Annotated in this window: 16 protein-coding genes and 1 tRNA gene; 6 read left to right on the forward strand and 11 right to left on the reverse strand. The window is 71.1% G+C overall.

The annotated features are described in order from the left end of the window. The first annotated feature begins 87 nt into the window (after positions 1 to 87). Together ACIRGB_RS23845 and ACIRGB_RS23850 are read left to right on the forward strand one after the other, a co-directional pair. On the forward strand, positions 88 to 1,446 hold the full coding sequence (locus tag ACIRGB_RS23845) for a pyridoxal phosphate-dependent decarboxylase family protein (protein WP_403868523.1): 1,359 nt from the start codon (positions 88 to 90) through the stop codon (positions 1,444 to 1,446). Continuing rightward, on the forward strand, positions 1,443 to 2,855 hold the full coding sequence (locus tag ACIRGB_RS23850; protein ID WP_403868526.1) for a lysine N(6)-hydroxylase/L-ornithine N(5)-oxygenase family protein: 1,413 nt from the start codon (positions 1,443 to 1,445) through the stop codon (positions 2,853 to 2,855). Before ACIRGB_RS23845 ends, ACIRGB_RS23850 begins: the two co-directional genes overlap by 4 nt. A gap of 28 nt (positions 2,856 to 2,883) precedes the next feature. Here the strand turns inward: ACIRGB_RS23850 and ACIRGB_RS23855 are convergent, their stop codons facing one another. Further along, a complete protein-coding gene (locus tag ACIRGB_RS23855) occupies positions 2,884 to 4,692 on the reverse strand; it encodes a bifunctional metallophosphatase/5'-nucleotidase (protein WP_403868529.1) in 1,809 nt (602 codons plus the stop codon). A gap of 215 nt (positions 4,693 to 4,907) precedes the next feature. Between ACIRGB_RS23855 and pyk the strand changes: the two genes are divergently transcribed. Then, entirely contained in the window at positions 4,908 to 6,338 is a 1,431-nt protein-coding gene (pyk, locus tag ACIRGB_RS23860) for a pyruvate kinase (RefSeq protein WP_403868532.1), read from the forward strand. Between the two features lie 49 nt (positions 6,339 to 6,387). On the opposite strand, the gene ACIRGB_RS23865 is transcribed toward pyk, so the two are convergent. Then, a tRNA-Leu gene (locus ACIRGB_RS23865) sits at positions 6,388 to 6,461 on the reverse strand. Positions 6,462 to 6,562: 101 nt separating this feature from the next. Here ACIRGB_RS23865 and ACIRGB_RS23870 point away from each other — a divergent pair. Further along, entirely contained in the window at positions 6,563 to 7,219 is a 657-nt protein-coding gene (locus ACIRGB_RS23870; protein WP_403868535.1) for an ANTAR domain-containing response regulator, read from the forward strand. Between the two features lie 74 nt (positions 7,220 to 7,293). On the opposite strand, the gene ACIRGB_RS23875 is transcribed toward ACIRGB_RS23870, so the two are convergent. From ACIRGB_RS23875 to ACIRGB_RS23915, 9 genes are all read right to left on the reverse strand, one after another. Further along, the gene (locus ACIRGB_RS23875) at positions 7,294 to 8,010 is read right to left on the reverse strand and encodes an ABC transporter ATP-binding protein (protein WP_403868538.1); all 717 of its coding nucleotides are present in this window, start codon (positions 8,008 to 8,010) and stop codon (positions 7,294 to 7,296) included. Beyond that, entirely contained in the window at positions 8,007 to 8,930 is a 924-nt protein-coding gene (locus ACIRGB_RS23880) for an ABC transporter ATP-binding protein (protein WP_403868541.1), read from the reverse strand. The genes ACIRGB_RS23875 and ACIRGB_RS23880 overlap by 4 nt, the downstream gene beginning before the upstream one ends. 5 nt (positions 8,931 to 8,935) lie before the next feature. Further along, on the reverse strand, positions 8,936 to 10,762 hold the full coding sequence (locus tag ACIRGB_RS23885; RefSeq protein ID WP_403868544.1) for a branched-chain amino acid ABC transporter permease: 1,827 nt from the start codon (positions 10,760 to 10,762) through the stop codon (positions 8,936 to 8,938). A 5-nt stretch (positions 10,763 to 10,767) separates the two neighbouring features. Continuing rightward, positions 10,768 to 11,700 carry a branched-chain amino acid ABC transporter permease gene (locus ACIRGB_RS23890; protein ID WP_052841542.1) on the reverse strand — a complete coding sequence of 311 codons (933 nt, stop codon included), beginning with the start codon at positions 11,698 to 11,700 and terminating at the stop codon, positions 10,768 to 10,770. A 123-nt stretch (positions 11,701 to 11,823) separates the two neighbouring features. Further along, positions 11,824 to 13,062 (reverse strand): branched-chain amino acid ABC transporter substrate-binding protein, encoded by a 1,239-nt coding sequence (locus ACIRGB_RS23895; protein ID WP_052841543.1) that lies wholly within the window; start codon positions 13,060 to 13,062, stop codon positions 11,824 to 11,826. Between the two features lie 287 nt (positions 13,063 to 13,349). Further along, positions 13,350 to 13,946, reverse strand: a complete 597-nt coding sequence (locus ACIRGB_RS23900) for a Tat pathway signal sequence domain protein (protein ID WP_403868549.1) — start codon at positions 13,944 to 13,946, stop codon at positions 13,350 to 13,352. Beyond that, positions 13,943 to 14,230, reverse strand: coding sequence for a hypothetical protein (locus tag ACIRGB_RS23905; protein WP_403868552.1), 288 nt, complete (start codon positions 14,228 to 14,230; stop codon positions 13,943 to 13,945). Before ACIRGB_RS23905 ends, ACIRGB_RS23900 begins: the two co-directional genes overlap by 4 nt. Before the next feature lie 179 nt (positions 14,231 to 14,409). Continuing rightward, positions 14,410 to 14,898, reverse strand: coding sequence for a PaaI family thioesterase (locus ACIRGB_RS23910; RefSeq protein WP_403868555.1), 489 nt, complete (start codon positions 14,896 to 14,898; stop codon positions 14,410 to 14,412). A 94-nt stretch (positions 14,899 to 14,992) separates the two neighbouring features. After that, positions 14,993 to 17,272: an FdhF/YdeP family oxidoreductase gene (locus ACIRGB_RS23915; protein WP_403868558.1), complete on the reverse strand. Its 2,280-nt coding sequence runs from the start codon at positions 17,270 to 17,272 to the stop codon at positions 14,993 to 14,995. A gap of 233 nt (positions 17,273 to 17,505) precedes the next feature. Between ACIRGB_RS23915 and polA the strand changes: the two genes are divergently transcribed. Both polA and ACIRGB_RS23925 read left to right on the forward strand, forming a co-directional pair. After that, positions 17,506 to 20,229, forward strand: coding sequence for a DNA polymerase I (polA, locus tag ACIRGB_RS23920; RefSeq protein ID WP_403868561.1), 2,724 nt, complete (start codon positions 17,506 to 17,508; stop codon positions 20,227 to 20,229). A 300-nt stretch (positions 20,230 to 20,529) separates the two neighbouring features. After that, positions 20,530 to 20,898, forward strand: coding sequence for a hypothetical protein (locus ACIRGB_RS23925; RefSeq protein WP_403868563.1), 369 nt, complete (start codon positions 20,530 to 20,532; stop codon positions 20,896 to 20,898). Positions 20,899 to 21,062: the final 164 nt, after the last annotated feature.

Below are 21,062 nucleotides of genomic sequence, written 5' to 3' on the forward strand. Positions count from 1 at the left end.
TCGGGTTGTGGTCACTGGGCTGTCCGGGCGTACGCGCCCTTCCGCGTGGAAGCTGTAACCCCAGCCCCCGTGCCCGGAGGACAGCTCATGGGCATGCCGCCCCTCGCCTCGGGACCGCACGGCACCGACGCCCTGCGGCCCCTGCTCGACACCGTGCTCGACGCCCTGCGCGCCGGCACGGCCCGGCGCGGCGGTCCGCTGCCCGCGGGCGGCCCCGGTGCCGTCGCCGCCCGGGTGGCGGACGCGGCCGGCGACATCCTGCCCGACCGGGGCGACCCCGAGGCGCTCCGCGTCCTGGTCACCGCGCTCGCCGAGGGCGCCGCCGACCCCGCCCACCCGCTGTGCGCCGCCCACCTGCACACCCCGCCGCTCGCCGTCGCGGCCGCCGCCGACCTGGCCGCGAGCGTCCTCAACCCCTCCCTCGACTCCTGGGACCAGGCACCCGCCGCCTCCGCCCTGGAAGCCCTCGTCACCCGCGCCCTCGCCCGGGAGACCGGCGCCGCCGACGCCGTCGTCACCACCGGCGGCACCGAGTCCAACCAGCTCGCCGTCCTGCTCGCCCGCGAACGGCACGGCGCGGGCCTGCGGCTGGTCCACGCAGCCGGCGCCCACCACTCGCTGCCCCGCGCCGCCTGGCTCCTCGGCCTGCCCGCACCCGTCGTCGTCCCCGCCCCCGCCGGCACCCTCGACCCGGCCGCCCTGGACGAGGCCCTCACCCGGACCCCCGGCCCGCACCTCGTCGCCGCCACCGCGGGCACCACCGACGCCGGGCTCATCGACCCGCTGCCCGGGATCGCCGACCGCTGCGCCGCCCACGGCGCCCGCCTCCACGTCGACGCCGCCTACGGCGCCGGCCTCCTGTTCAGCGACCGGCACCGCGCCCGGCTCGCGGGACTGGAGGCCGCCGACACCGTCACCCTGGACCTGCACAAGCTCGGCTGGCAGCCGATCCCGGCCGGCTTCCTCACCGTCACGGACGCCGACGACCTCGCCGCCCTCCACCACCGCGCCGACTACCTCAACGCCGACGACGACACCGAGGCGGGCCTCCCCGATCTTCTCGGGCGCTCCCCGCGCACCAGCCGCCGCCCCGACGTCCTGAAGACCGCCGTCACCCTCAAGACCCTGGGCCGCGCCGGACTGGGCGCCCTCGTCGACGCGGTCTGCTCCCTGGCCGGGGAGTTCGCCGGGCTGGTCGAGGCCCACCCCGGGTTCGCACTGCACGCCCCGCCCGCCCTCAGCACGGTCCTGTTCCGGCCCGCGCGAGCGACCGACGACGACGTCGCCGCCGTACGCCGCGCGCTGCTCACCACCGGCCGCGCCGTCCTCGGCCGAGCCCGCGCCGACGGCCGGCTCTGGCTCAAGGCGACCCTGCTGAACCCGCACACTCGCCCAGACGACCTCGCAGCACTCTTGACGCTCGTGGAAGGACACGTCCCGCGATGAACACCCCCGCGCACCACACCCCCGACGCCCCCCGGGACCTCGTCGGCATCGGCATCGGCCCCTTCAACCTCTCCCTCGCGGCCCTCGCCGACCCCCTCACCGGCCTCGACGCCGTCTTCTACGACCAGCGCCCCGACTTCCGCTGGCACCCCGGCCTGCTCCTCGACGGCGCCCGCGTCCAGGTGCCCTTCCTCGCCGACCTGGTCACCCTCGTCGACCCGGCGAGCCCCTGGACCTTCCTCAACCACCTCAGGGCCAGAGAACGCCTCTTCCCCTTCTACTTCGCCGAACGCTTCCACATCGAGCGCGCCGAGTACGACGCCTACTGCCGCTGGGTCGCCGAGAACCTGCCCGCGCTCCGCTTCCACCACCAGGTCGACGCGGTCCGCTGGAACCCCGACCGCGACCTCTTCGAGGTCGACTACACCCAGCTCGACACCGCCGGGGAGGCCGAGGCCCTCGGCCGCACCCACACCAGGAACGTCGTCCTCGGCATCGGCACCGAACCCCACGTCCCCGACCCGCTCAGGCCGCTCGTCGAGGACCCCACCGTCCCCGTCGTGCACGCCGCCGACTACCTCCGCCACCGCGACACGCTCCTGGCCGCCGGGCACGTCACCGTCATCGGCACCGGCCAGTCCGGCGCGGAGGTCTTCCTCGACCTGCTCCGCCACCGCCCCGCGGGCCGCGAGCGGCTGCACTGGCTGGGCCGCACCGGGGCCCTCGCGCCCATGGAGTACTCCAAGCTCGGCCTCGAACACTTCACCCCCGACTACACCCGCTACTTCCACGGCCTGGCCGAACCGGTCCGCGACCGCCTCGTCGCCGCCCAGTGGCAGCTGCACAAGGGCATCGACGCCGACACCACCGCCGCCATCCACGACGAGCTGTACCGGCGCACCCTCGACGGGGGCTGGCCCGACACCACCCTCACTCCCGGCGTCCACGTCCGCACCGCCGGCCGCATCGCCGCCACCCAGGTCGAACTCCACCTGGAACACGAGCAGCAGAAGACCCGCTCCCGCCTCACCACCGACGCCGTCGTCCTCGCCACCGGCCACCGCGAACGCCCGCTCGGCCGCCTCCTCGCCGGTCTCGACCCCTACATGCGGCGCGACAACTCCGAACGCCCCCGCGTCGACGACCGCCACCGCCTCGTCCTGGACCCGTGTGTCACCGGCTCCGTCTACGTGCAGAACGCCGAGACGCACACCCACGGGGTCGGCACGCCCGACCTGGGCCTCGCCGCCTGGCGCAGCGCGACCATCCTCAACGACCTCACCGGGCGGGAGCCGTACCCGCTGCCCGCCCGCACCGCCTTCACCACCTTCGGCCTGGAGGGCGGCCGGCCCCAGATCCCGTCCGCGCGCCACCACCGGGCGCTCACCCCCCTGGTGGACGGAATCTGAGGAGGCGGCCGCGCCGGGCCCGAGCCCGTCAGAACACCGGCGTGCCGTCGCGCGTCAGCGACCAGTTCACGGACGCGAAGTCCTTCGGGTCCAGCACGCCCTTCGCGGTCGCCCACTCCGCGATCCGGGTGCGGATCTCCGTCGACTCCGACCACAGCTCCTTGGCCGACGCCACGTGCGGGAAGGCGCCGCCGCCGTTGGCCCGGTAGTTGTTCACGGCCAGCACGAACTGCCGGGCGTCGTCCAGCGGGGCACCGCCGTAGGTGAGGTTCTTGATCCGGGAGCCGGCCGGCTGCGCGATGTCGATCTCGTACGTCAGGCCCGAGACGTAGTCGTAGTTGTAGTCCGGACGGCCGTTCGCGTTGGTCAGCTTGGCCACGTCCACCGGCGCACCGGCGGCCGTCCGCACGTAGTACTCCGCCGAGTACTCCAGGTACGCCCGCAACTGTGCGCCCGTCAGCAGCTTGGCGACCAGCGTGTTGTCGTACACGTACAGGCTCGACAGGTCCCGGATCGTCACCTCGCCGGCCGGGATCTCGGAGGTCCGCGAGAAGGGCGACGCCTGCGCGAGGACCGGCAGCGAGGCGTACTCCGTGCCCGCCAGCGCCTGCTTGACCACGTCCTCCTGCACCGTGGTGATCAGGTCGATGATCGGGGCGTCCTTGTACCGCGCCTCGACCGTCGTCAGCGTCTCGGTGGCGGTGCCGACGACCTGGTTGACGTACGCCACCACCTTCGCGTGCTCGTCCGCCAGCAGCCTCGTGATCCGCGGGTCGTCCTCGACCGCGTTGGAGTTGCGCAGCGACGCCTTGACCGACTCGACGTGCCAGCGGCCCCGCTCGAAGACCAGCTCGAAGTCGAACAGGGTGAGCCGCTCGGCGTAGCACAGCGGCTCCGACAGCACGACCGTCTTCCCGGTCTCCTCGTTGACGACCTTCAGCTCGGCGATCTCCTCGTGCGCGTGCCCGACGAGGATCGCGTCGATGCCCGGCACCTGCCGGGCCACGTTGGCCGCCGCGTTCTCCACGTAGGGGACCTGGTCACCGTAGGAGGACGTGCCCGAGGAGCCCGAGTGGGCGGAGACGACCACCACGTCCGCGCCCATCGAGCGCAGCTTCGGCACCCACTTGGCCGCCTGCTCCTCCAGGCCCGGGAAGGCCAGCTTCCCCTGCACGTACGCCTTGTCCCAGATCGCGATGCCCGGGTTGGTCAGCCCCAGCACCGCCACCTTCACCGGCGGCGCGCCCTTTACCCGGAACGTCTTCATGAAGTACGGCGGGAAGGCGGGCTTCAGGGTCTTGGCGTCGACCGCGTTCGCGCCGAGCAGCGGGAAGTCGCACTGCTCCTCGAACCGGCGCAGCGTCTCGATGCCGTAGTTGAACTCGTGGTTGCCGAGGGCCACCGCGTCGTAGCCGATGGCGTTCATCGCCTGCGCCATCGGGTGCACCGGACCGCCCTCGGCGGTGATCGGGTCCACCTTCGCGTAGTAGTACGTCAGCGGGGTGCCCTGAATGGTGTCGCCCGCGTCCAGCAGCAGGGTGTTGTGGCGGCCCTTCTCCTCGCGGACCTGGTTCACCAGGGTGGAGATCCGGCCGAGGCCCTGGGCGTTGCCCGCCGTGTCCGTGTACTCGGCGTCCTTGAAGTAGTCCCAGTTGAAGACGTGTCCGTGCAGGTCGGTGGTGCCGAGCACGGTCAGCGCGTACCGCTTGGGCTTCCGGCGGCCCGGGTGCGCGGGGGCCGCGGCCTCGGCCGCCGGAGCAGCCGCCGCGCCGGCCAGGGCGACCCCCGCCCCCGTCACGGCGGACCTGCTCAGGAACGTGCGGCGGTTCAACGGCATGACTGACTCTCCTCGGTGGACCCGCGCAGACAGGGGCAACGCGCGTAGATTCTGTCCTGGACATGTCTTCTGTCAAGAGGCGCAGTCCCACTCGAATGCTCATCGGAGCGGCCCGCCGCGCAATTCAACACTTGTCAATATCCCTTTACTCAAAGGTTGTTGAGTGGTCATGCGTGGCCAATTCGCTACCCGGCAGTAAGTCATAGGCTCGACTCATGCGCCGAGCAAAGATCGTCTGTACTCTTGGGCCCGCCACCGACTCGTACGACCAGATCAAGGACCTGGTCGACGCCGGTATGGACATCGCCCGCTTCAATTTCAGCCACGGCACCCACGCCGAGCACGAGGAGCGCTACCGCCGGGTCCGCAAGGCGTCCGACGAGACGGGCCGCAGTGTCGGCACCCTCGCCGACCTTCAGGGTCCGAAGATCCGGCTCGGCCACTTCGGTGAGGGCCCGGTACTCCTTGAACGCGGCGACAGCTTCACCATCACCGTCGAGGAGGGCGTCGAGGGCGACCGCCACACCTGCGGCACGACCTACGCGGGCCTCGCCGAGGACGTCACCCCCGGTGAACGCGTCCTCGTCGACGACGGCCGGGTCTGCCTGGAGGTGACCGGCGTCGACGGGCCGCGCGTGCGCACCAGGGTGATCGAGGGCGGCATGGTCTCCGACCACAAGGGCCTCAACCTGCCCGGCGTCGCGGTGTCCGTGCCCGCCCTGTCGAAGAAGGACGAGGACGACCTGCGCTGGGCGCTGCGCAGCGGCTTCGACGTCGTCGCGCTGTCCTTCGTGCGCAGCGGCCGGGACGTCCTCGAGGTGCACCGCATCATGGACGAGGAGGGCCGCCGCCTGCCCGTCATCGCCAAGGTCGAGAAGCCGCAGGCCGTGGAGAACATCGAGGACATCGTCGCGGCCTTCGACGGGATCATGGTCGCCCGCGGCGACCTCGGCGTCGAGATGCCCCTGGAGCAGGTGCCGATCGTCCAGAAGCGCGCCATCAAGCTGGCCAAGCGCAACGCCAAGCCGGTCATCGTCGCCACCCAGATGCTCGACTCGATGATCGACAACGCCCGCCCGACCCGCGCGGAGGCCTCCGACGTCGCCAACGCGGTCATCGACGGCACGGACGCGGTGATGCTCTCCGGCGAGACCAGCGTGGGCAAGCACGCGACCGACACGGTGCGCACGATGGCCCGGATCGTCGAGGCGGCCGAGGAGGACATCCTGGCCAAGGGGCTGCCCCCGCTGACCGAGCGCAACAAGCCCCGCACCCAGGGCGGTGCGGTGGCCCGCGCGGCGGCCGAGATGGGCGACTTCCTCGGCGCGAAGTTCCTGGTCGCCTTCACCCAGTCCGGCGACACCGTCCGCCGCCTGTCCCGCTACCGCTCACCCATTCCGCTGCTCGCCTTCACCCCGGAACCGGCGACCCGCTCGCAACTGAGCCTGACCTGGGGCGTGGAGACCTTCCTCGGCCCGCACGTGGACTCCACGGACGCGATGGTCGACCAGGTGGACGAACTGCTCACCCGGTACGGGCGGTGCGAGAAGGGGGACACCGTGGTCATCACGGCCGGCTCTCCGCCGGGGGTGTCCGGCACCACGAACCTGGTGCGGGTGCACCACATCGGGGAGGACGACCGCTGAACGGGTGTCCCCGCGGCGGCTTCGGGATGCCTTCGAAACGAAGGTAAAGTGCCCCGGGTGGGACTCGAACCCACACTGAATGCCTTTTGAGGGCATCGTCTCTGCCGATTGGACTACCGGAGCCTCTTCGAACCGAAGGTCAGTGTAGCCCCTCGGTGACTCAAACATACAGGAGCTAGGTAGGCTCTTGTCAGCAGTACCCCTGCCCCGAACGAGGAGCCCACGTGACCGCCCCCGAGTCGCCCCAGCCCGTTGACGTGCCCGACGACGACCAGTCGCACGTTCCTCCGCTGACGACCCGTGTCGTCATCGCCGAGGACGAGGCGCTCATCCGGCTGGACCTCAAAGAGATGCTGGAGGAGGAGGGGTACTCCGTCGTCGGTGAGGCCGGTGACGGTGAGCAGGCCGTGGAACTGGCCCGCGAGCACCGGCCCGACCTGGTGATCCTGGACGTCAAGATGCCCAAGCTCGACGGCATCTCCGCGGCCGAGAAGATCGCCGAGGAGTCCATTGCGCCGGTGCTGATGCTGACCGCCTTCTCGCAGCGCGACCTGGTGGAGCGGGCCCGGGACGCCGGAGCCATGGCGTACCTCGTGAAGCCGTTCAGCAAGAGCGACGTCGTGCCGGCGATCGAGATGGCCGTCTCGCGGTTCACGGAGCTGAAGGCGCTGGAGAAGGAGGTCGCCGACCTCAGCCAGCGCCTGGAGACCCGCAAGCTGGTGGACCGCGCCAAGTCGGTGCTCCAGACGGAGTACGGGCTGACCGAGCCGGCCGCCTTCCGCTGGATCCAGAAGACCTCGATGGACCGGCGGATGTCGATGCAGCAGGTGGCCGAGGCGGTCATCCAGGACGCCGAGGAGAAGAAGGCGTCCAAGGGCTGAGCCCTCCGGCGTACGAGTGAGGCCCGCGTCCCCGGTGGGGGAGCGGGCCTCAGCCGTGCGGTTCCTCGGGGGCCTCAGTCCTCGCCGAGGTAGGCCTTGCGGACCGACTCGTCGTGCAGCAGGTCCTGGCCGCTGCCGGACAGGACGATGTTGCCGACCTCCATGACGTGGCCGTGGTCGGCCAGGGACAGGGCGGCCTGGGCGTTCTGCTCCACGAGCAGGATCGTGGTGCCCTGGGACTTCAGCTCCGCGATCGTCGCCATGATCTTCTGCATCATGATCGGCGAGAGGCCCATGGAGGGCTCGTCGAGCATGAGCAACTTGGGCTGGGACATCAGGGCACGGCCCATGGCGAGCATCTGCTGCTCACCGCCGGACAGGGTGCCCGCGGCCTGCTTGCGGCGCTCACCGAGGATCGGGAAGAGGTCGTAGGCGCGCTGGATGTCCTTCTCGATGCCCGCCCTGTCGCTGCGCAGGAAGGCGCCGAGGCGCAGATTGTCCTCGATCGTCATGCGCGGGAAGATGTGCCGCCCCTCGGGCGAGTGGGCGAGCCCGAGCGAGACGATCTGGTGCGCGGGCACCTTCTTGAGCGACTTGCCGCCGAACTTGATCTGGCCGCCGACCGGCTTCAGCAGCCCCGACAGGGTGCGCAGCGTCGTGGTCTTGCCGGCGCCGTTGGTGCCGATGAGGGTGACCACCTCACCGGCGTCCACCGTGAAGGAGATGCCCTTGACGGCCTCGATCTTGCCGTAGGCGACGCGGAGGTCCTCGACCTCGAGCAGTGCGGTCATCGGTCGTTCTCCTTGCCGGCCGCGGTGTCCGTGGTGGTGTCCGCTCCCGATGCCTGCGCCGCCTCGGCGGCCTCCACCTCGGCCGCCTCCGTGGCACCGGGGTCGTTCTCCAGGGGCTCGCCGAGGTAGGCGGCGACCACGCGTTCGTCGCCCTGCACCGTGGCGCTGTCGCCCTCGACGAGCTTCTCGCCCTGCACGAGCACGGCGACGCGGTCGCAGAGGTTGAAGATGAACCGCATGTCGTGCTCGATGACGAGGACGGCGATGCCCTGGTCGCGGATGGCGAAGACCAGTTCCTCGGTGGCCCGCGTCTCCTGCGGGTTCATGCCGGCCGTCGGCTCGTCCAGGAGCAGCAGCCCCGGCTCGCTGGCCAGCGCGCGGGCGATCTCCAGCTTGCGCTGCTCGCCGTAGGGCAGGTTGCGCGCGAGGTGGTCGGCCTTGGGCGCGAGGCCCACGAACTCCAGGAGTTCCATGGCGCGTTCCCGGGAGGTTTTCTCCGCGCGGTGGAAGCCGGGACCGCGCAGCACGGCCGACCAGAAGCCCTCCTTGGTCCGCGTGTGCCGGCCGACAAGGACGTTCTCCAGCACCGTCATGTTGCCGAACAGCCGGATGTTCTGGAAGGTGCGGGCGATGCCGGCGGCGGTCACCTTGAAGGACTTGGCCGGCAGGACCCGGCCCTTGTAGCGGACCTCGCCCTCGGTCGGGGTGTAGAGGCCGGTCAGGCAGTTGAAGAAGGTCGTCTTGCCGGCGCCGTTGGGGCCGATCAGGCCCACGATCTCGCCGCTGTCGACGGTGAGGTCGACGCCGTTGACGGCGGTCAGTCCGCCGAAGCGCATCGTGACACCGCGCGCGTCGAGGATGGTGGTGCCGGGGGCCGGGGCGCCCGGTGCGGTGTCCTTGGTGGTGGTGTCGGTGGTCATGGTGGTCAGGCCCCTGTCTTGCTCAGGGTGGTGGGCGCTTCGGCCTCTTCGTGGAATTCCAGCTTGCGGCGCCGGTTGGCGATGAGGCCTTCGGGACGGAAGCGCATGAGCAGGACGAGCGCGAGTCCGAAGGCGAAGAGCTGGTAGTCGCCGAGGAACTGGAGCTTGTTGGGGATCAGGAAGAGCAGCGAGGCGCCGATGAGCGGACCCGCGATGGTGCCCATGCCGCCGAGCACGACCGCGGCGAGCAGGAAGGCGGAGTTGGGCGGGGTGGTGCCCGCGAAGAGGTACTGCTCGGGCGTGACCGTGTAGGTCACGTGCGCCTGCACGGTGCCGGCCAGGCCCGCGAGGGTGGCGCCGACGGCGAACGCGATGAGCTTGACGCGGAAGCCGTTGATGCCCATCGCCAGAGCGGCGGTCTCGTCCTCGCGGATGGCGACCCAGGCCCGGCCGATACGGGAGTCACCGCTGCGCCGGAAGACGAGGACGACGACGGCCGTGATGATCAGCATCAGGAAGAAGTAGTTGGCGAACCGGCCGATCGTGAAGCCGCCGACGTCGTGCTGGACGCCGAGGTCCAGACCGAGGACCTTGAGGTCCGGGATGGACGAGACGCCGTTGGAGCCGTTGGTGAGGTCCGGTCCCGAGGTGCCGTCCAGGTTGTTGGCGGTGATGCGGAAGATCTCACCGAAGCCGAGCGTCACGATGGCGAGGTAGTCGCCGCGCAGCCGCAGGGTCGGGGCGCCGATGAGCACACCGAAGATCAGCGAGGCGAGGGCACCGACGATGACCGCGGCCCAGAACGGGAAGTGCACGTCGAACGGCGAGCTGGGCGAACCGGAGACCAGCGCGGCCGCGTAGGCGCCGACGCCGAGGAAGGCGACGTAACCGAGGTCGAGCAGGCCCGCGAGGCCGACGACGATGTTCAGGCCCAGGGCGACCGTGGCGAAGATGAGGATGTAGACGCCGAGGGTGGCGTACTGGTCGTCGGACTGCGTGAAGGGGAAGCAGGCCGCCGCGACGAACGCGCCGCACACGGTGATGTTCTGGTGCCGGGAGGTGATCTCGGTGGCCTGGGCGATCAGGCCGGCCCGGTGCACGGCGGCGAAGCCGAGACCGGAGACGATCAGGAATCCGACGAAGAGCTCGTCGTACTCGGTGCCGATGCCGTAGGTGAAGACGAGCAGGGCGATCGCGAGGACGGCGACGATGATCAGGATCTCGGCGTAGGACGGCAGGGCGCGCACGGGGCGCGGGGTGCCGGTGGCGAAGGCCGCCCTGACGGTCTGCCAGCTGTGGGAGGCACTGTGCTTGAACTGCTCCCAGCCGGTGTCGTCGGGGTCGATCGGGTCCGGCTCGGGGCGCTCGAAGGGGAGCGCGAGGGAGCCGACGAGGGCGAGCAGGGTGGCGGCCGCGGCGACGTAGCCGCCGGGCTCCAGGTTGACCAGGCCGCCGAGCTGGGCGCTGATCGCGACGATCGTGTACCAGGTGGTCGCGAAGGCGGCGAGGGCGGCGAACTTCAGCGCCGCGTCGGCGCCGGCGGGCACGAGCCAGCGCAGCCCCTTGACGCCGTACGAGGCGAGGCCGAACAGGGTGGTGAGGGCGCCGGCCACCAGCACCAGCACCTGGAGGCCGCCCGGGTAGCCGTAGACGGTGAGGTCGCCGGGGAACTCGGCGGTCCACGTCCAGGCCAGGAAGGTGGAGACGACGGTGAGGACGCCGCCGCCGGTGGCGAGAGCACGGCCGAGGGGCGCGGGTATGCCGATGAGGCCGGGGGTGTCGGCGGCGGCGGAGGCGCCGGCCGTCTTCGGAGCGGTGGTCTGTGTGGTCATCGGTGTCACGCCCTGTCCGCAACGCGTTCGCCGAGCAGGCCCTGTGGCCTGAACAGCAGCACGAGGATGAGGAGGATGAAGGCCCAGACGTCCGCCCAGGACTGGCTGCCGAGCTTGTCCAGACCGGGCACGTCGGCGATGTAGGCGGTGGCCAGGGTTTCGGCGACACCGAGGACGACGCCGCCGATCATGGCGCCGTAGATGTTGCCGATGCCGCCGAGGACGGCGGCGGTGAAGGCCTTGAGACCGAGGATGAAGCCCATCCGGAAGTCGATGTCGCCGTACTTCAGGCCGTTGGCGACACCACCGACGGCGGCGAACACGGCACCGAGGGCGAAGGCGACCACGATGATGCGGTCCGTGTTGACACCCATCAGCTTGGCGGTGTCCGGGTCCTGCGCGGTGGCCTGCATGCCGCGTCCGGTGCGGGTGCGCATCACGAAGTAGGCGAGGATGGCCATGCTGACCGGGGCCGCGACGAGCAGGAAGATGTCGCCGGTCTGGATGGTGACGCTGCCGATGTGGAACGGCCCGCCCTCGATCTGCGGGAAGCTGATCTTCGACTTGGCGCCGGGGTACCAGGCCCACACCGCCTGCTGGAGGGCGAGGGAGAGGCCGATCGCGGTGATGAGGGGGGCGAGGCGGGGGGCCCCGCGCAACGGGCGATAGGCGAACCGTTCCGCGCCGACGGCCACGGTGACGGCGACCACCATCGCGCCGATGAGCATGAGGGGAAGGGCGATCAGCATGGAGGTGCCGTCGGGCAGGATGTACAGATAGACCGTGAGCGCGCCGAAGGCGCCGGTCATGAAGATCTCGCCGTGGGCGAAGTTGATGAGCTGGACGATGCCATAGACCATCGTGTAGCCGATGGCGACCAGCCCGTACATGGATCCCAGTAGCAGGCCGTTGACCAGCTGCTGCGGCAGTTCGTTCACCGCATGTCCTCCGAGACGTTCGGAAATTTCGACGGATGTGGCCGGATGCGAGTCCGCGCGGGGCGCCTGTGGAACAGCGCCCCGCGCGGCTCGTGATCACGTGATCAGTGATGCGGAGGTGGGTCAGCCGGTGTAGGTGCCGGACTTCACCGACGCCCAGGCACCGTCCTTGACGGCGTACACGGTGAGCTGCTTGTTCGTCGCGTCACCGAACTCGTCGAAGGAGACCTTTCCGGTCACACCGTCGAAGGAGACGTTCTGCATGGCCTCGGTGACCTTGGCGCGGGCGTCGTCGGGAAGCTTCCCGTCGTTGTCCTCGACGACCTTCTTGACGGCCTCGATGATCGCCCAGGCGGAGTCGTAGGAGTAGCCGCCGTACGCCTCGTAGGCCTCCTTGTAACCGGCGGCCTTGTAGTTGGCGACGAACTCCTTGGCGGAGGGCAGCTCCTCGACCGGGGCGCCGACGGAGGTCGCGAGGTCACCGGTGCCGCTGGCGCCGGCGAGCTTGATGAAGTCGGCGCTGTAGATGCCGTCACCGCCGACCACCGGGATCTTGGCACCGGCGGCCTTGATCTGCTTGCTGAGCGGGCCGGCCTGCGGGTATTCGCCGCCGTAGTAGACGACGTCGGCGCCGGAGTTCTTGACCTTGGTGGCGACCGCGTTGAAGTCCTTGGTGTCCGGGTTGATGTGCTCGGTGCCCGCGACCTGGCCGCCGAGCTTCTTGAACTCCTCGGTGAAGGTGGCGGCCAGACCGGCGCCGTAGGTCTTCTTGTCGTCGATGACGAAGACCTTCTTCTTCTTGGCGTCGTTGTAGACGTACTGCGCGGCGAACGGGCCCTGGACGGCGTCCGTGGTCGCGGTGCGGAAGTACGACTTGTAGGGCCGGACCTTCTCCTTCTGCCAGTCCACGCCCTGGGTGAGGGCGGGGTTGGTGTTGGCCGGGGAGACCTCGACCAGCTTGGCCGTGTCGAAGACCTTCTGCATGGACTCGCCGACCGAGGAGTTCAGCGGGCCGACGACACCGAGGACGTCGTCGTCGGCGACGAGCTTGGTGGCGTTCTGCTGGCCCACGGAGGGCTGGCCCTGGTCGTCGAGGGCCTCGACCTTGAAGGTGATGCCGTCGACGGTCTTGTCCTTGTTGGCCGTCTTGGCCGCGAGGTCCACCGAGTTCTTGATGCCGAGGCCCAGCGCGGACAGGTCGCCGGTCAGCGGGGCGTCGACACCGATGACGACGGTGGTGCCACCGCCGCCGCCGTTGCCGGAGTCCGACCCGCCGTCGTCGTCGCGCGAGCCGCAGGCGGTGAGGGTGAGCGCTCCCGCCGCCAGAGCGGCGGTGATGGCGATGAGCGAACGTTGACGCACGATCAGTCCTTTCCCTGGCACAGCCGCCTCCCCGTGGAAACGGCCGAGTCGAGCGCTGGACCGAGATGACTATCGGACGGCGCGGTGACTGGCCGTGACTCTAAGCGTGTGTGGGGAAGGTGGAGGAGGGTCTGACTGAGGCTGTGACTCTCTTGTTATGACATCGGGTATTGCAGAGCGGTACTCGCTGGGAAGAAGGGCTGAATTCAGGCTGATTCGCCCTGTCCGCATGCTGAGAACTCGCAGGACCGGCGGCCCGAGTTCAGGCGTCTCGGGCGTTTTGGTAGTTACCTTGAATCGTTGCCACAGGCGACTTCAAGGGCCTGGGAGAGGTCCCGCGCATAGCGCGTCCCCAGGATGAAACTGTGGGCTTCTATTGCGCGCGCATTACGCAGTGTTACATCCAGGAAAGGGAGTCCGGGATTCCGGGGCGCTTTTTCACATTCCGTCACCCGTAGCGTGACAGTGATCTTTCGGGTGAAATGCGAATTTGTCTGGAAAGGTGCCGCGGGGGAGGACGTCACCGACAGGCCGTCGTAGGGCTGGGTCAGCCGCGTCACGGTGACGGGCGGTCCCGACCGCACGGTCAGCAGCACCGTGAAGCGGTAGCCGCCGCCCGTGGCCCCCGGCGAGCCGGCCGCGGGGGCCGCGTAGACGAGGTCGACCGCCTGGGAGGGGTAGGGCGGCGGGGGAGCGGGCCGCGGCTGCGGACGGCTCGCGTACAGGTAGCCGCCGCCCGCCAGGACGACGAGGGCGGCGCCGGAGGCGAGGACCGTCCTGCGGTGGCGCGCGTAGCGCAGCGCGAGGCGCCCGCGCGGCCGGGGCTGCGGGGTGTCCCGGACGCGGGTGTCCTCGCCCGGCTCGACCGGTCCGATGCCGCTCATCGCTGCCACGGGCCGACGCCCGGAGCACCGTCGCGGTACCGCTCGGCACCCGCCCGGCGCACCTGGCGGCCGATCAACTCGCCGGCGGCCGGGGCGCCTTGGTCCCGCTCCTTGGCCCGTGCCGCGTTCACGACCTCCCGCAGGATGCCGTACTGCCGGTTGGACAGTCCCATCGACTGATAGTCGCCGTAGGGCTCGCCGCCGTCCAGCGTCTCGCGCGCCCAGTACCCGACGGCGCGGACGCGCTGCGCGTGGCGCGCCGGGGGAACCGCCCCCTCCGTCACGGGAGTTGCCGCAGCCGACGACCGCGACGGCCGTCACCGGCGTCAGCGCCGCCCGTCCCCGCCGGAGGGGCCCTCCCCGTCCCATGCCCCGACGCCAGGACGCGGGGGGACCGCGGGCCATGCCGCGGCCACGGGTGCCGCGGACCGGCATGGCACCGGGGAGCGTCCGGCGCGGGCCCTCAGCCCGCCGCGCCTGCCGGGGCCGCGTCGCCGGGGTTCACGTCCCGCAGCAGGCAGGTCAGCCGGGCCGTGCACACCCGGCGGTCCTGCTCGTCGCTGATCACGATCTCGTACGTCGCCGTCGACCGGCCCCGGTGCACCGGCGTGGCCACCCCGGTGACCAGGCCGGAGCGGGCCCCGCGGTGATGGGTGCAGTTCAGGTCGACACCGACGGCGATCTTGGAGGAGCCGCCGTGCAGCATCGAGCCGACCGACCCGAGGGTCTCGGCGAGCACGGCCGAGGCGCCGCCGTGCAGCAGTCCGTACGGCTGCGTGTTGCCCTCCACCGGCATCGTGCCGACGACCCGGTCCGCCGACGCCTCGACGATCTGGACGCCCATGCGCGTCCCCAGGTGCCCGGCGGAGAACAGCGCGGGCAGGTCGACGCCGAGTGCGGCGTACTCGTCGATGACCTCCTGCGGGAACTGCACCTGTTGCTGCTCGCCCATGGGCCGGCTCCGTTTCGTCGATCCGTCTGTGCCCGACGGCCGGTCGCTGGGGCCGGCCGGCCGTCGGCATCGCTTCGCTTCGCTGAGCAAACGCTCAGTCGGTCGCCGATTGTTCCAGACGGACGACCACGGACTTGCTGGCCGGGGTGTTGCTGGTGTCCGCGGTGGCGTCCAGTGGCACCAGCACGTTGGTCTCCGGGTAGTACGCCGCCGCGCAGCCCCGGGCCGTCGGGTAGTGCACGACGCGGAAACCGGGCGCCCGCCGCTCCACCCCGTCCCGCCACTCGCTCACCAGGTCGACGTACGAGCCGTCCGCGACGTCCAGACTCCGGGCGTCCTCCGGGTTGACCAGGACGACGCGACGGCCGTTCTTGATCCCCCGGTAGCGGTCGTCCAGGCCGTAGATCGTGGTGTTGTACTGGTCGTGCGAGCGCAGTGTCTGGAGCAGCAGCCGCCCCTCGGGCAACTCGGGGAACTCGACCGGCGCGGCGGTGAAGTTGGCCTTGCCGGTGGCCGTCGGGAAGCGGCGCTCGTCGCGCGGGGCGTGCGGGAGGGCGAAGCCCCCGCGGTGCGCCACGCGCGCGTTGAAGTCCTCGAAGCCCGGCACGACCCGCCCGATGCGGTCGCGGACCGTCGCGTAGTCCTTCTCGAACTCCTCCCACGGCGTGCGGCTCTCCTCGCCCAGCACCCGGCGCGCCAGCCGGCACACGATCGCGGGCTCGGACAGCAGCTGCCGGCTCGCGGGCTCCAGCCGCCCGCGCGAGGCGTGCACCATGCCCATCGAGTCCTCGACGGTCACGAACTGCTCGCCGCCGCCCTGGAGGTCCCGCTCCGTGCGGCCCAGCGTCGGCAGGATGAGCGCCCGGGCGCCCGTGACCGCGTGCGAGCGGTTCAGCTTCGTCGACACGTGCACGGTGAGCCGGGCGCGGCGCATCGCCGCCTCGGTGACCTCCGTGTCGGGGGAGGCGGAGACGAAGTTGCCGCCCATGGCGAAGAAGACCTTCGCGTCGCCGTCGCGCAGCGCGCGGATGGCCCGTACGACGTCGTAGCCGTGCTCGCGCGGCGGGGCGAAGCCGAACTCCCTCTCCAGGGCGTCCAGGAAGGCGGGCGCGGGCCGCTCGAAGATGCCCATCGTGCGGTCGCCCTGCACGTTGGAGTGGCCGCGCACCGGGCAGACGCCCGCGCCGGGACGGCCGATGTTGCCGCGCAGCAGCAGGAAGTTCACCACCTCGCGGATCGTGGGCACCGCGTGCTTGTGCTGGGTCAGGCCCATCGCCCAGCACACGATGGTGCGCTCGGAGGCGAGCACCATGCGCAGCGCCGCCTCGATCTCCGCGCGCGTGAGACCGGTCGCCGCGAGCGTCTCGTCCCAGTCGGCGGCGCGGGCGGCCGCGGCGAACTCCTCGTAGCCGTGCGTGTGTTCCTCGACGAAGGTCTGGTCGACCGCGCCCTCCGTCTCGAGGATCAGCTTGTTCAGGAGCCGGAACAGCGCCTGGTCGCCGCCGAGGCGGATCTGCAGGAACAGGTCGGTGAGGGAGGCGCCCGCGGTGAGCCCCTTGGGGGTCTGCGGGTTCTTGAAGCGCTCCAGACCGGCCTCGGGCAGCGGATTGACGCTGATGATCCGCGCGCCGTTCGCCTTGGCCTTCTCCAGCGCCGAGAGCATCCGCGGGTGGTTGGTGCCCGGGTTCTGGCCCGCCACGATGATCAGGTCGGACTTGTACAGGTCCTCCAGCAGGACGCTGCCCTTGCCGACGCCGATGGTCTCGGACAGGGCCGAGCCGGACGACTCGTGGCACATGTTGGAGCAGTCCGGCAGGTTGTTGGTGCCCAGCTCGCGCGCGAAGAGCTGGTACAGGAACGCCGCCTCGTTGCTGGTGCGCCCCGAGGTGTAGAAGACCGCCTCGTCGGGCGAGTCCAGCGCGGCGATCTCCTCCGCGACGATGTCGAAGGCGCGCTCCCAGGTGACCGGCTCGTAGTGCTCGCCGCCCTCCGGCAGGTACACCGGGTGCGTCAGCCGGCCCTGCTGGCCCAGCCAGTAGCCGCTGCGGGTCGCGAGATCGGCCACGGAGTGCGCGGCGAAGAACTCCGGGGTGACGCGGCGCAGGGTGGCCTCCTCGGCCACGGCCTTCGCGCCGTTCTCGCAGAACTCCGCCTTGTGCCGGTGGTCGCCCTCCGGCCAGGCGCAGCCCGGGCAGTCGAAGCCGTCCTTCTGGTTGACGCTCAGCAGCGTCAGCGCCGTCCGCCGCACACCCATCTGCCGCTGCGCGACCCGCAGGGTGTGCCCGATGGCCGGGATGCCCGCCGCCGCGTGCTGCGGCTCCGAGACCCGCGGCGCGTCCTGAACCGGATCACCCTTGGGCGGCTTGGTCGCCATCGCGCGCTCCTTCGCTTACGCGTTGTGAAGTACGTCTCCGATCCTCGCACGCCCCGGCCGCAGCTACCGATGCCGGGCGCGACTGGCCTCCAAAGGGGTGCGGGGCTCTGCTCACTGTGCGGCTCCGCCGCGTGGGCGCGACCAGCCACGACGCACCCGCCGACGAATGGCCGCGCCCGTGCCACCGGCGATCGCGGCACCGACTGTCAGTGCCACGTGGCAGGATCGGAGTCGTGGCGAAGACAGCATCGAAGAAGACCGACAGCACCTCCGGCGACCGACCGCGGCTGATGCTCATGGACGGGCACTCGCTGGCGTACCGCGCGTTCTTCGCGCTGCCCGCGGAGAACTTCACGACCGCGACCGGCCAGCCGACCAACGCGATCTACGGCTTCGCGTCGATGCTGGCCAACACCCTGCGTGACGAGGCGCCCACCCACTTCGCGGTGGCGTTCGACGTCTCCCGCAAGACCTGGCGCTCCGAGGAGTTCACCGAGTACAAGGCGAACCGCTCCAAGACCCCGGACGAGTTCAAGGGGCAGGTGGAGCTGATCGGCGAGCTGCTCGACTCCATGCACGTCCCCCGCTTCGCCGTCGAGGGCTTCGAGGCCGACGACGTCATCGCCACCCTCGCCACCCAGGCCGAGGCCGAGGGCTTCGACGTGCTGATCGTCACCGGCGACCGGGACTCCTTCCAGCTGGTCAGCGAGCACACCACGGTCCTGTACCCGACCAAGGGCGTCTCCGAGCTGACCCGCTTCACCCCGGAGAAGGTCTTCGAGAAGTACGGGCTGACCCCCGCCCAGTACCCCGACTTCGCGGCGCTGCGCGGCGACCCGTCCGACAACCTGCCCGGCATCCCGGGCGTCGGCGAGAAGACCGCCGCGAAGTGGATCAACCAGTTCGGGTCGTTCGCGGAGCTGGTCGAGCGCGCCGACGAGGTCAAGGGCAAGGCCGGGCAGAACCTGCGCGACCACCTGGAGTCCGTGAAGCTCAACCGCCGGCTCACCGAGCTGGAGCGCCGGGTCGAGCTGCCGAGGACCGTCACCGACCTGGAGCGGACGGCCTACGACCGCAAGGGCGTCGCGGTGATCCTGGACACCCTGGAGATCCGCAACCCCTCCCTGCGCGAGCGGCTCTACGCCGTCGACCCGGGCGCCGAGGAGGCCGAGGCCACCCCGGTGGTCGCGGACGGCGTGGAGCTGGACGGCACCGTGCTGGGCACCGGCGAGCTGGCCGGCTGGCTCGCCGAGCACGGCACCCGGCCGCTCGGTGTGGCCACGGTCGACACCTGGGCCCTGGGCACCGGCTCGGTGGCCGAGGTCGCGCTCGCCGCGTCCGACGGGAAGGCCGCCTGGTTCGACCCGACGGAGATCGACGAGGCCGACGAGACGGCGTTCCGCTCCTGGCTCTCCGACCCGGACCGGCCGAAGGTCTTCCACAACGCCAAGGGCGCGATGCGCGTCTTCGCCGAGCACGGCTGGAGCGTCGCGGGCGTGGGCATGGACACCGCGCTGGCCGCCTACCTGGTCAAGCCGGGACGCCGCTCCTTCGACCTGGACGCGCTGTCCCTGGAGTACCTGCACCGTGAGCTGGCCCCCGCCGCCGCGGCCGACGGACAGCTCGCCTTCGGCGCGGACGAGGGCGCCGAGGCCGAGGTGCTGATGGTGCAGGCCCGCGCCATCCTCGACCTGGGCGAGACCTTCGAGAGCCGCCTGGCGGAGGTCGGCGCCGCCGATCTGCTGCGCGACATGGAGCTGCCCACCTCCGCGCTGCTCGCCCGCATGGAGCGGCACGGCATCGCGGCCGACCGCGAGCACCTCCAGGCCATGGAGCAGATGTTCGCGGGCGCCGTCCAGCAGGCCGTGAAGGAGGCGCACGCGGCGGCCGGCCGTGAGTTCAACCTGGGCTCGCCCAAGCAGCTCCAGGAGGTCCTCTTCGGCGAGCTGAACCTGCCGAAGACCAAGAAGACCAAGACCGGCTACACCACCGACGCCGACGCCCTGGCCTGGCTCGCGGCCCAGACGGACAACGAACTGCCGGTGATCATGCTCCGCCACCGCGAGCAGGCCAAGCTGCGCGTCACGGTGGAGGGCCTGATCAAGACCATCGCCGCGGACGGGCGCATCCACACCACGTTCAACCAGACGGTCGCCGCGACCGGCCGCCTCTCCTCCACCGACCCGAACCTCCAGAACATCCCGGTCCGCACCGACGAGGGCCGGGCGATCCGCCGCGGCTTCGTGGTCGGCGAGGGCTTCGAGTCCCTGATGACGGCCGACTACAGCCAGATCGAGCTGCGGGTGATGGCCCACCTCTCCGAGGACGCGGGCCTGACCGAGGCGTTCACGTCCGGCGAGGACCTGCACACCACCGCCGCCGCCCAGGTCTTCTCCGTCGAGCAGTCCGCCGTGGACGCCGAGATGCGCCGCAAGATCAAGGCCATGTCCTACGGCCTGGCGTACGGACTGTCCGCCTTCGGGCTCTCCCAGCAGCTGAACATCGAGGCGGCCGAGGCACGGGGCCTGATGGACGCCTACTTCGAGCGCTTCGGCGGCGTACGGGACTATCTGCGCCGGGTCGTCGACGAGGCACGGGCCACCGGATACACGGCGACCCTCTTCGGCCGCCGCCGCTATCTGCCCGACCTCAACAGCGACAACCGCCAGCGCCGCGAGGCGGCCGAGCGGATGGCCCTGAACGCGCCGATCCAGGGCACGGCGGCCGACATCGTCAAGATCGCCATGCTCAACGTGGACCGGGCGCTGCGCGAGGCCGGCCTCACGTCCCGCATGCTCCTCCAGGTCCACGACGAAATCGTCCTGGAGATCGCCCCGGGGGAGCGCGCGGCGGCGGAGGAACTCGTGCGCCGCGAAATGGCCAACGCGGTGCAGCTCAGGGTCCCCCTGGGCGTCTCCGTGGGCTCGGGCCCAGACTGGGAATCGGCAGCACACTAGCCGCCACCCGCCGTAGCTGCGGGCAGTCGCCGTTCCCCCGCCGCCGCTGCGGGCAGTCGTGCCGCTGGGGCGGCACGGGTGGGCGCAGCGGCACCCCGTTACGCCGGGCTGCGCACCCCCCCCGGGCCCCACCCGCGCCGCCTACCTGGTCAGCGACGGGCTGCGCAGTCCCCGGTCCGCTCGCGCCGGCCACCCGGTCAGCGCCGGGCTGCGCGCCCAGAGCCCGCTGCGCCCACCCCCCGTCACTCCGGTGGCCCCCGAGGAAACGCCCCACCCCCGCTCTCCCGTGAGGATGCGGGCATGGGTATACGCATGCTCCACCCCCGGACGACACCGGCATGGGCACGCACCGACGCACCCGCCCGCGTGCCACTCCTCCCGGTCCCGGTCTGCGCCCCGGGCGCAAGTACCGGCCGCACCCCCGCCACCCTCCCGACGGTCCTGCGCCGCACCGCGACCGGCCTCCGCCGCGGACTCGCCCGCCGCACCCCCGCGGCCACCGTTCCGCAGGAGACACCCGCCTGGCGGTTGTGGGCCGACCTGGCCCGCGGCTACCTCGCGCTGGCCCTCACCCTGCTGCCGCGCCCCCGGCCCGCCCACACCTTCACCGTCTTCGTCGCGACCGCCGACACCCTCGGCGCGCGACGCGGCGGTCCGGCTCCGTACTGACGTACAGTCCCGGGGCTCATATGGCCAAGTGGTGAATATCGGGCAGGAACGGGTGCCCGCGCAAAGGAAGTTGTCGTAGGGTCGCCTGCGGCACCGTACTGGTCGAACAGACGAGCACGGTGCTCGGAGGATCGCCGTGCAACCGTCTGCGCCGGTCGATCGTC

The sequence above is a fragment of the Streptomyces sp. NPDC102490 genome, from assembly GCF_044765285.1.
Taxonomy (GTDB): Bacteria; Actinomycetota; Actinomycetes; order Streptomycetales; family Streptomycetaceae; genus Streptomyces.

What these genes read in the sequence shown, in the direction of transcription:
- ACIRGB_RS23845 (WP_403868523.1), top strand. Translation starts at nt 88, where the DNA reads ATGGGCATGCCGCCCCTCGCCTCGGGACCGCACGGCACCGACGCCCTG.
- ACIRGB_RS23850 (WP_403868526.1), top strand. Translation starts at nt 1,443, where the DNA reads ATGAACACCCCCGCGCACCACACCCCCGACGCCCCCCGGGACCTCGTC.
- ACIRGB_RS23855 (WP_403868529.1), bottom strand. Translation starts at nt 4,692, where the DNA reads ATGCCGTTGAACCGCCGCACGTTCCTGAGCAGGTCCGCCGTGACGGGG.
- pyk (WP_403868532.1), top strand. Translation starts at nt 4,908, where the DNA reads ATGCGCCGAGCAAAGATCGTCTGTACTCTTGGGCCCGCCACCGACTCG.
- ACIRGB_RS23875 (WP_403868538.1), bottom strand. Translation starts at nt 8,010, where the DNA reads ATGACCGCACTGCTCGAGGTCGAGGACCTCCGCGTCGCCTACGGCAAG.
- ACIRGB_RS23880 (WP_403868541.1), bottom strand. Translation starts at nt 8,930, where the DNA reads ATGACCACCGACACCACCACCAAGGACACCGCACCGGGCGCCCCGGCC.
- ACIRGB_RS23885 (WP_403868544.1), bottom strand. Translation starts at nt 10,762, where the DNA reads ATGACCACACAGACCACCGCTCCGAAGACGGCCGGCGCCTCCGCCGCC.
- ACIRGB_RS23900 (WP_403868549.1), bottom strand. Translation starts at nt 13,946, where the DNA reads ATGAGCGGCATCGGACCGGTCGAGCCGGGCGAGGACACCCGCGTCCGG.
- ACIRGB_RS23910 (WP_403868555.1), bottom strand. Translation starts at nt 14,898, where the DNA reads ATGGGCGAGCAGCAACAGGTGCAGTTCCCGCAGGAGGTCATCGACGAG.
- ACIRGB_RS23915 (WP_403868558.1), bottom strand. Translation starts at nt 17,272, where the DNA reads ATGGCGACCAAGCCGCCCAAGGGTGATCCGGTTCAGGACGCGCCGCGG.
- ACIRGB_RS23925 (WP_403868563.1), top strand. Translation starts at nt 20,530, where the DNA reads ATGGGTATACGCATGCTCCACCCCCGGACGACACCGGCATGGGCACGC.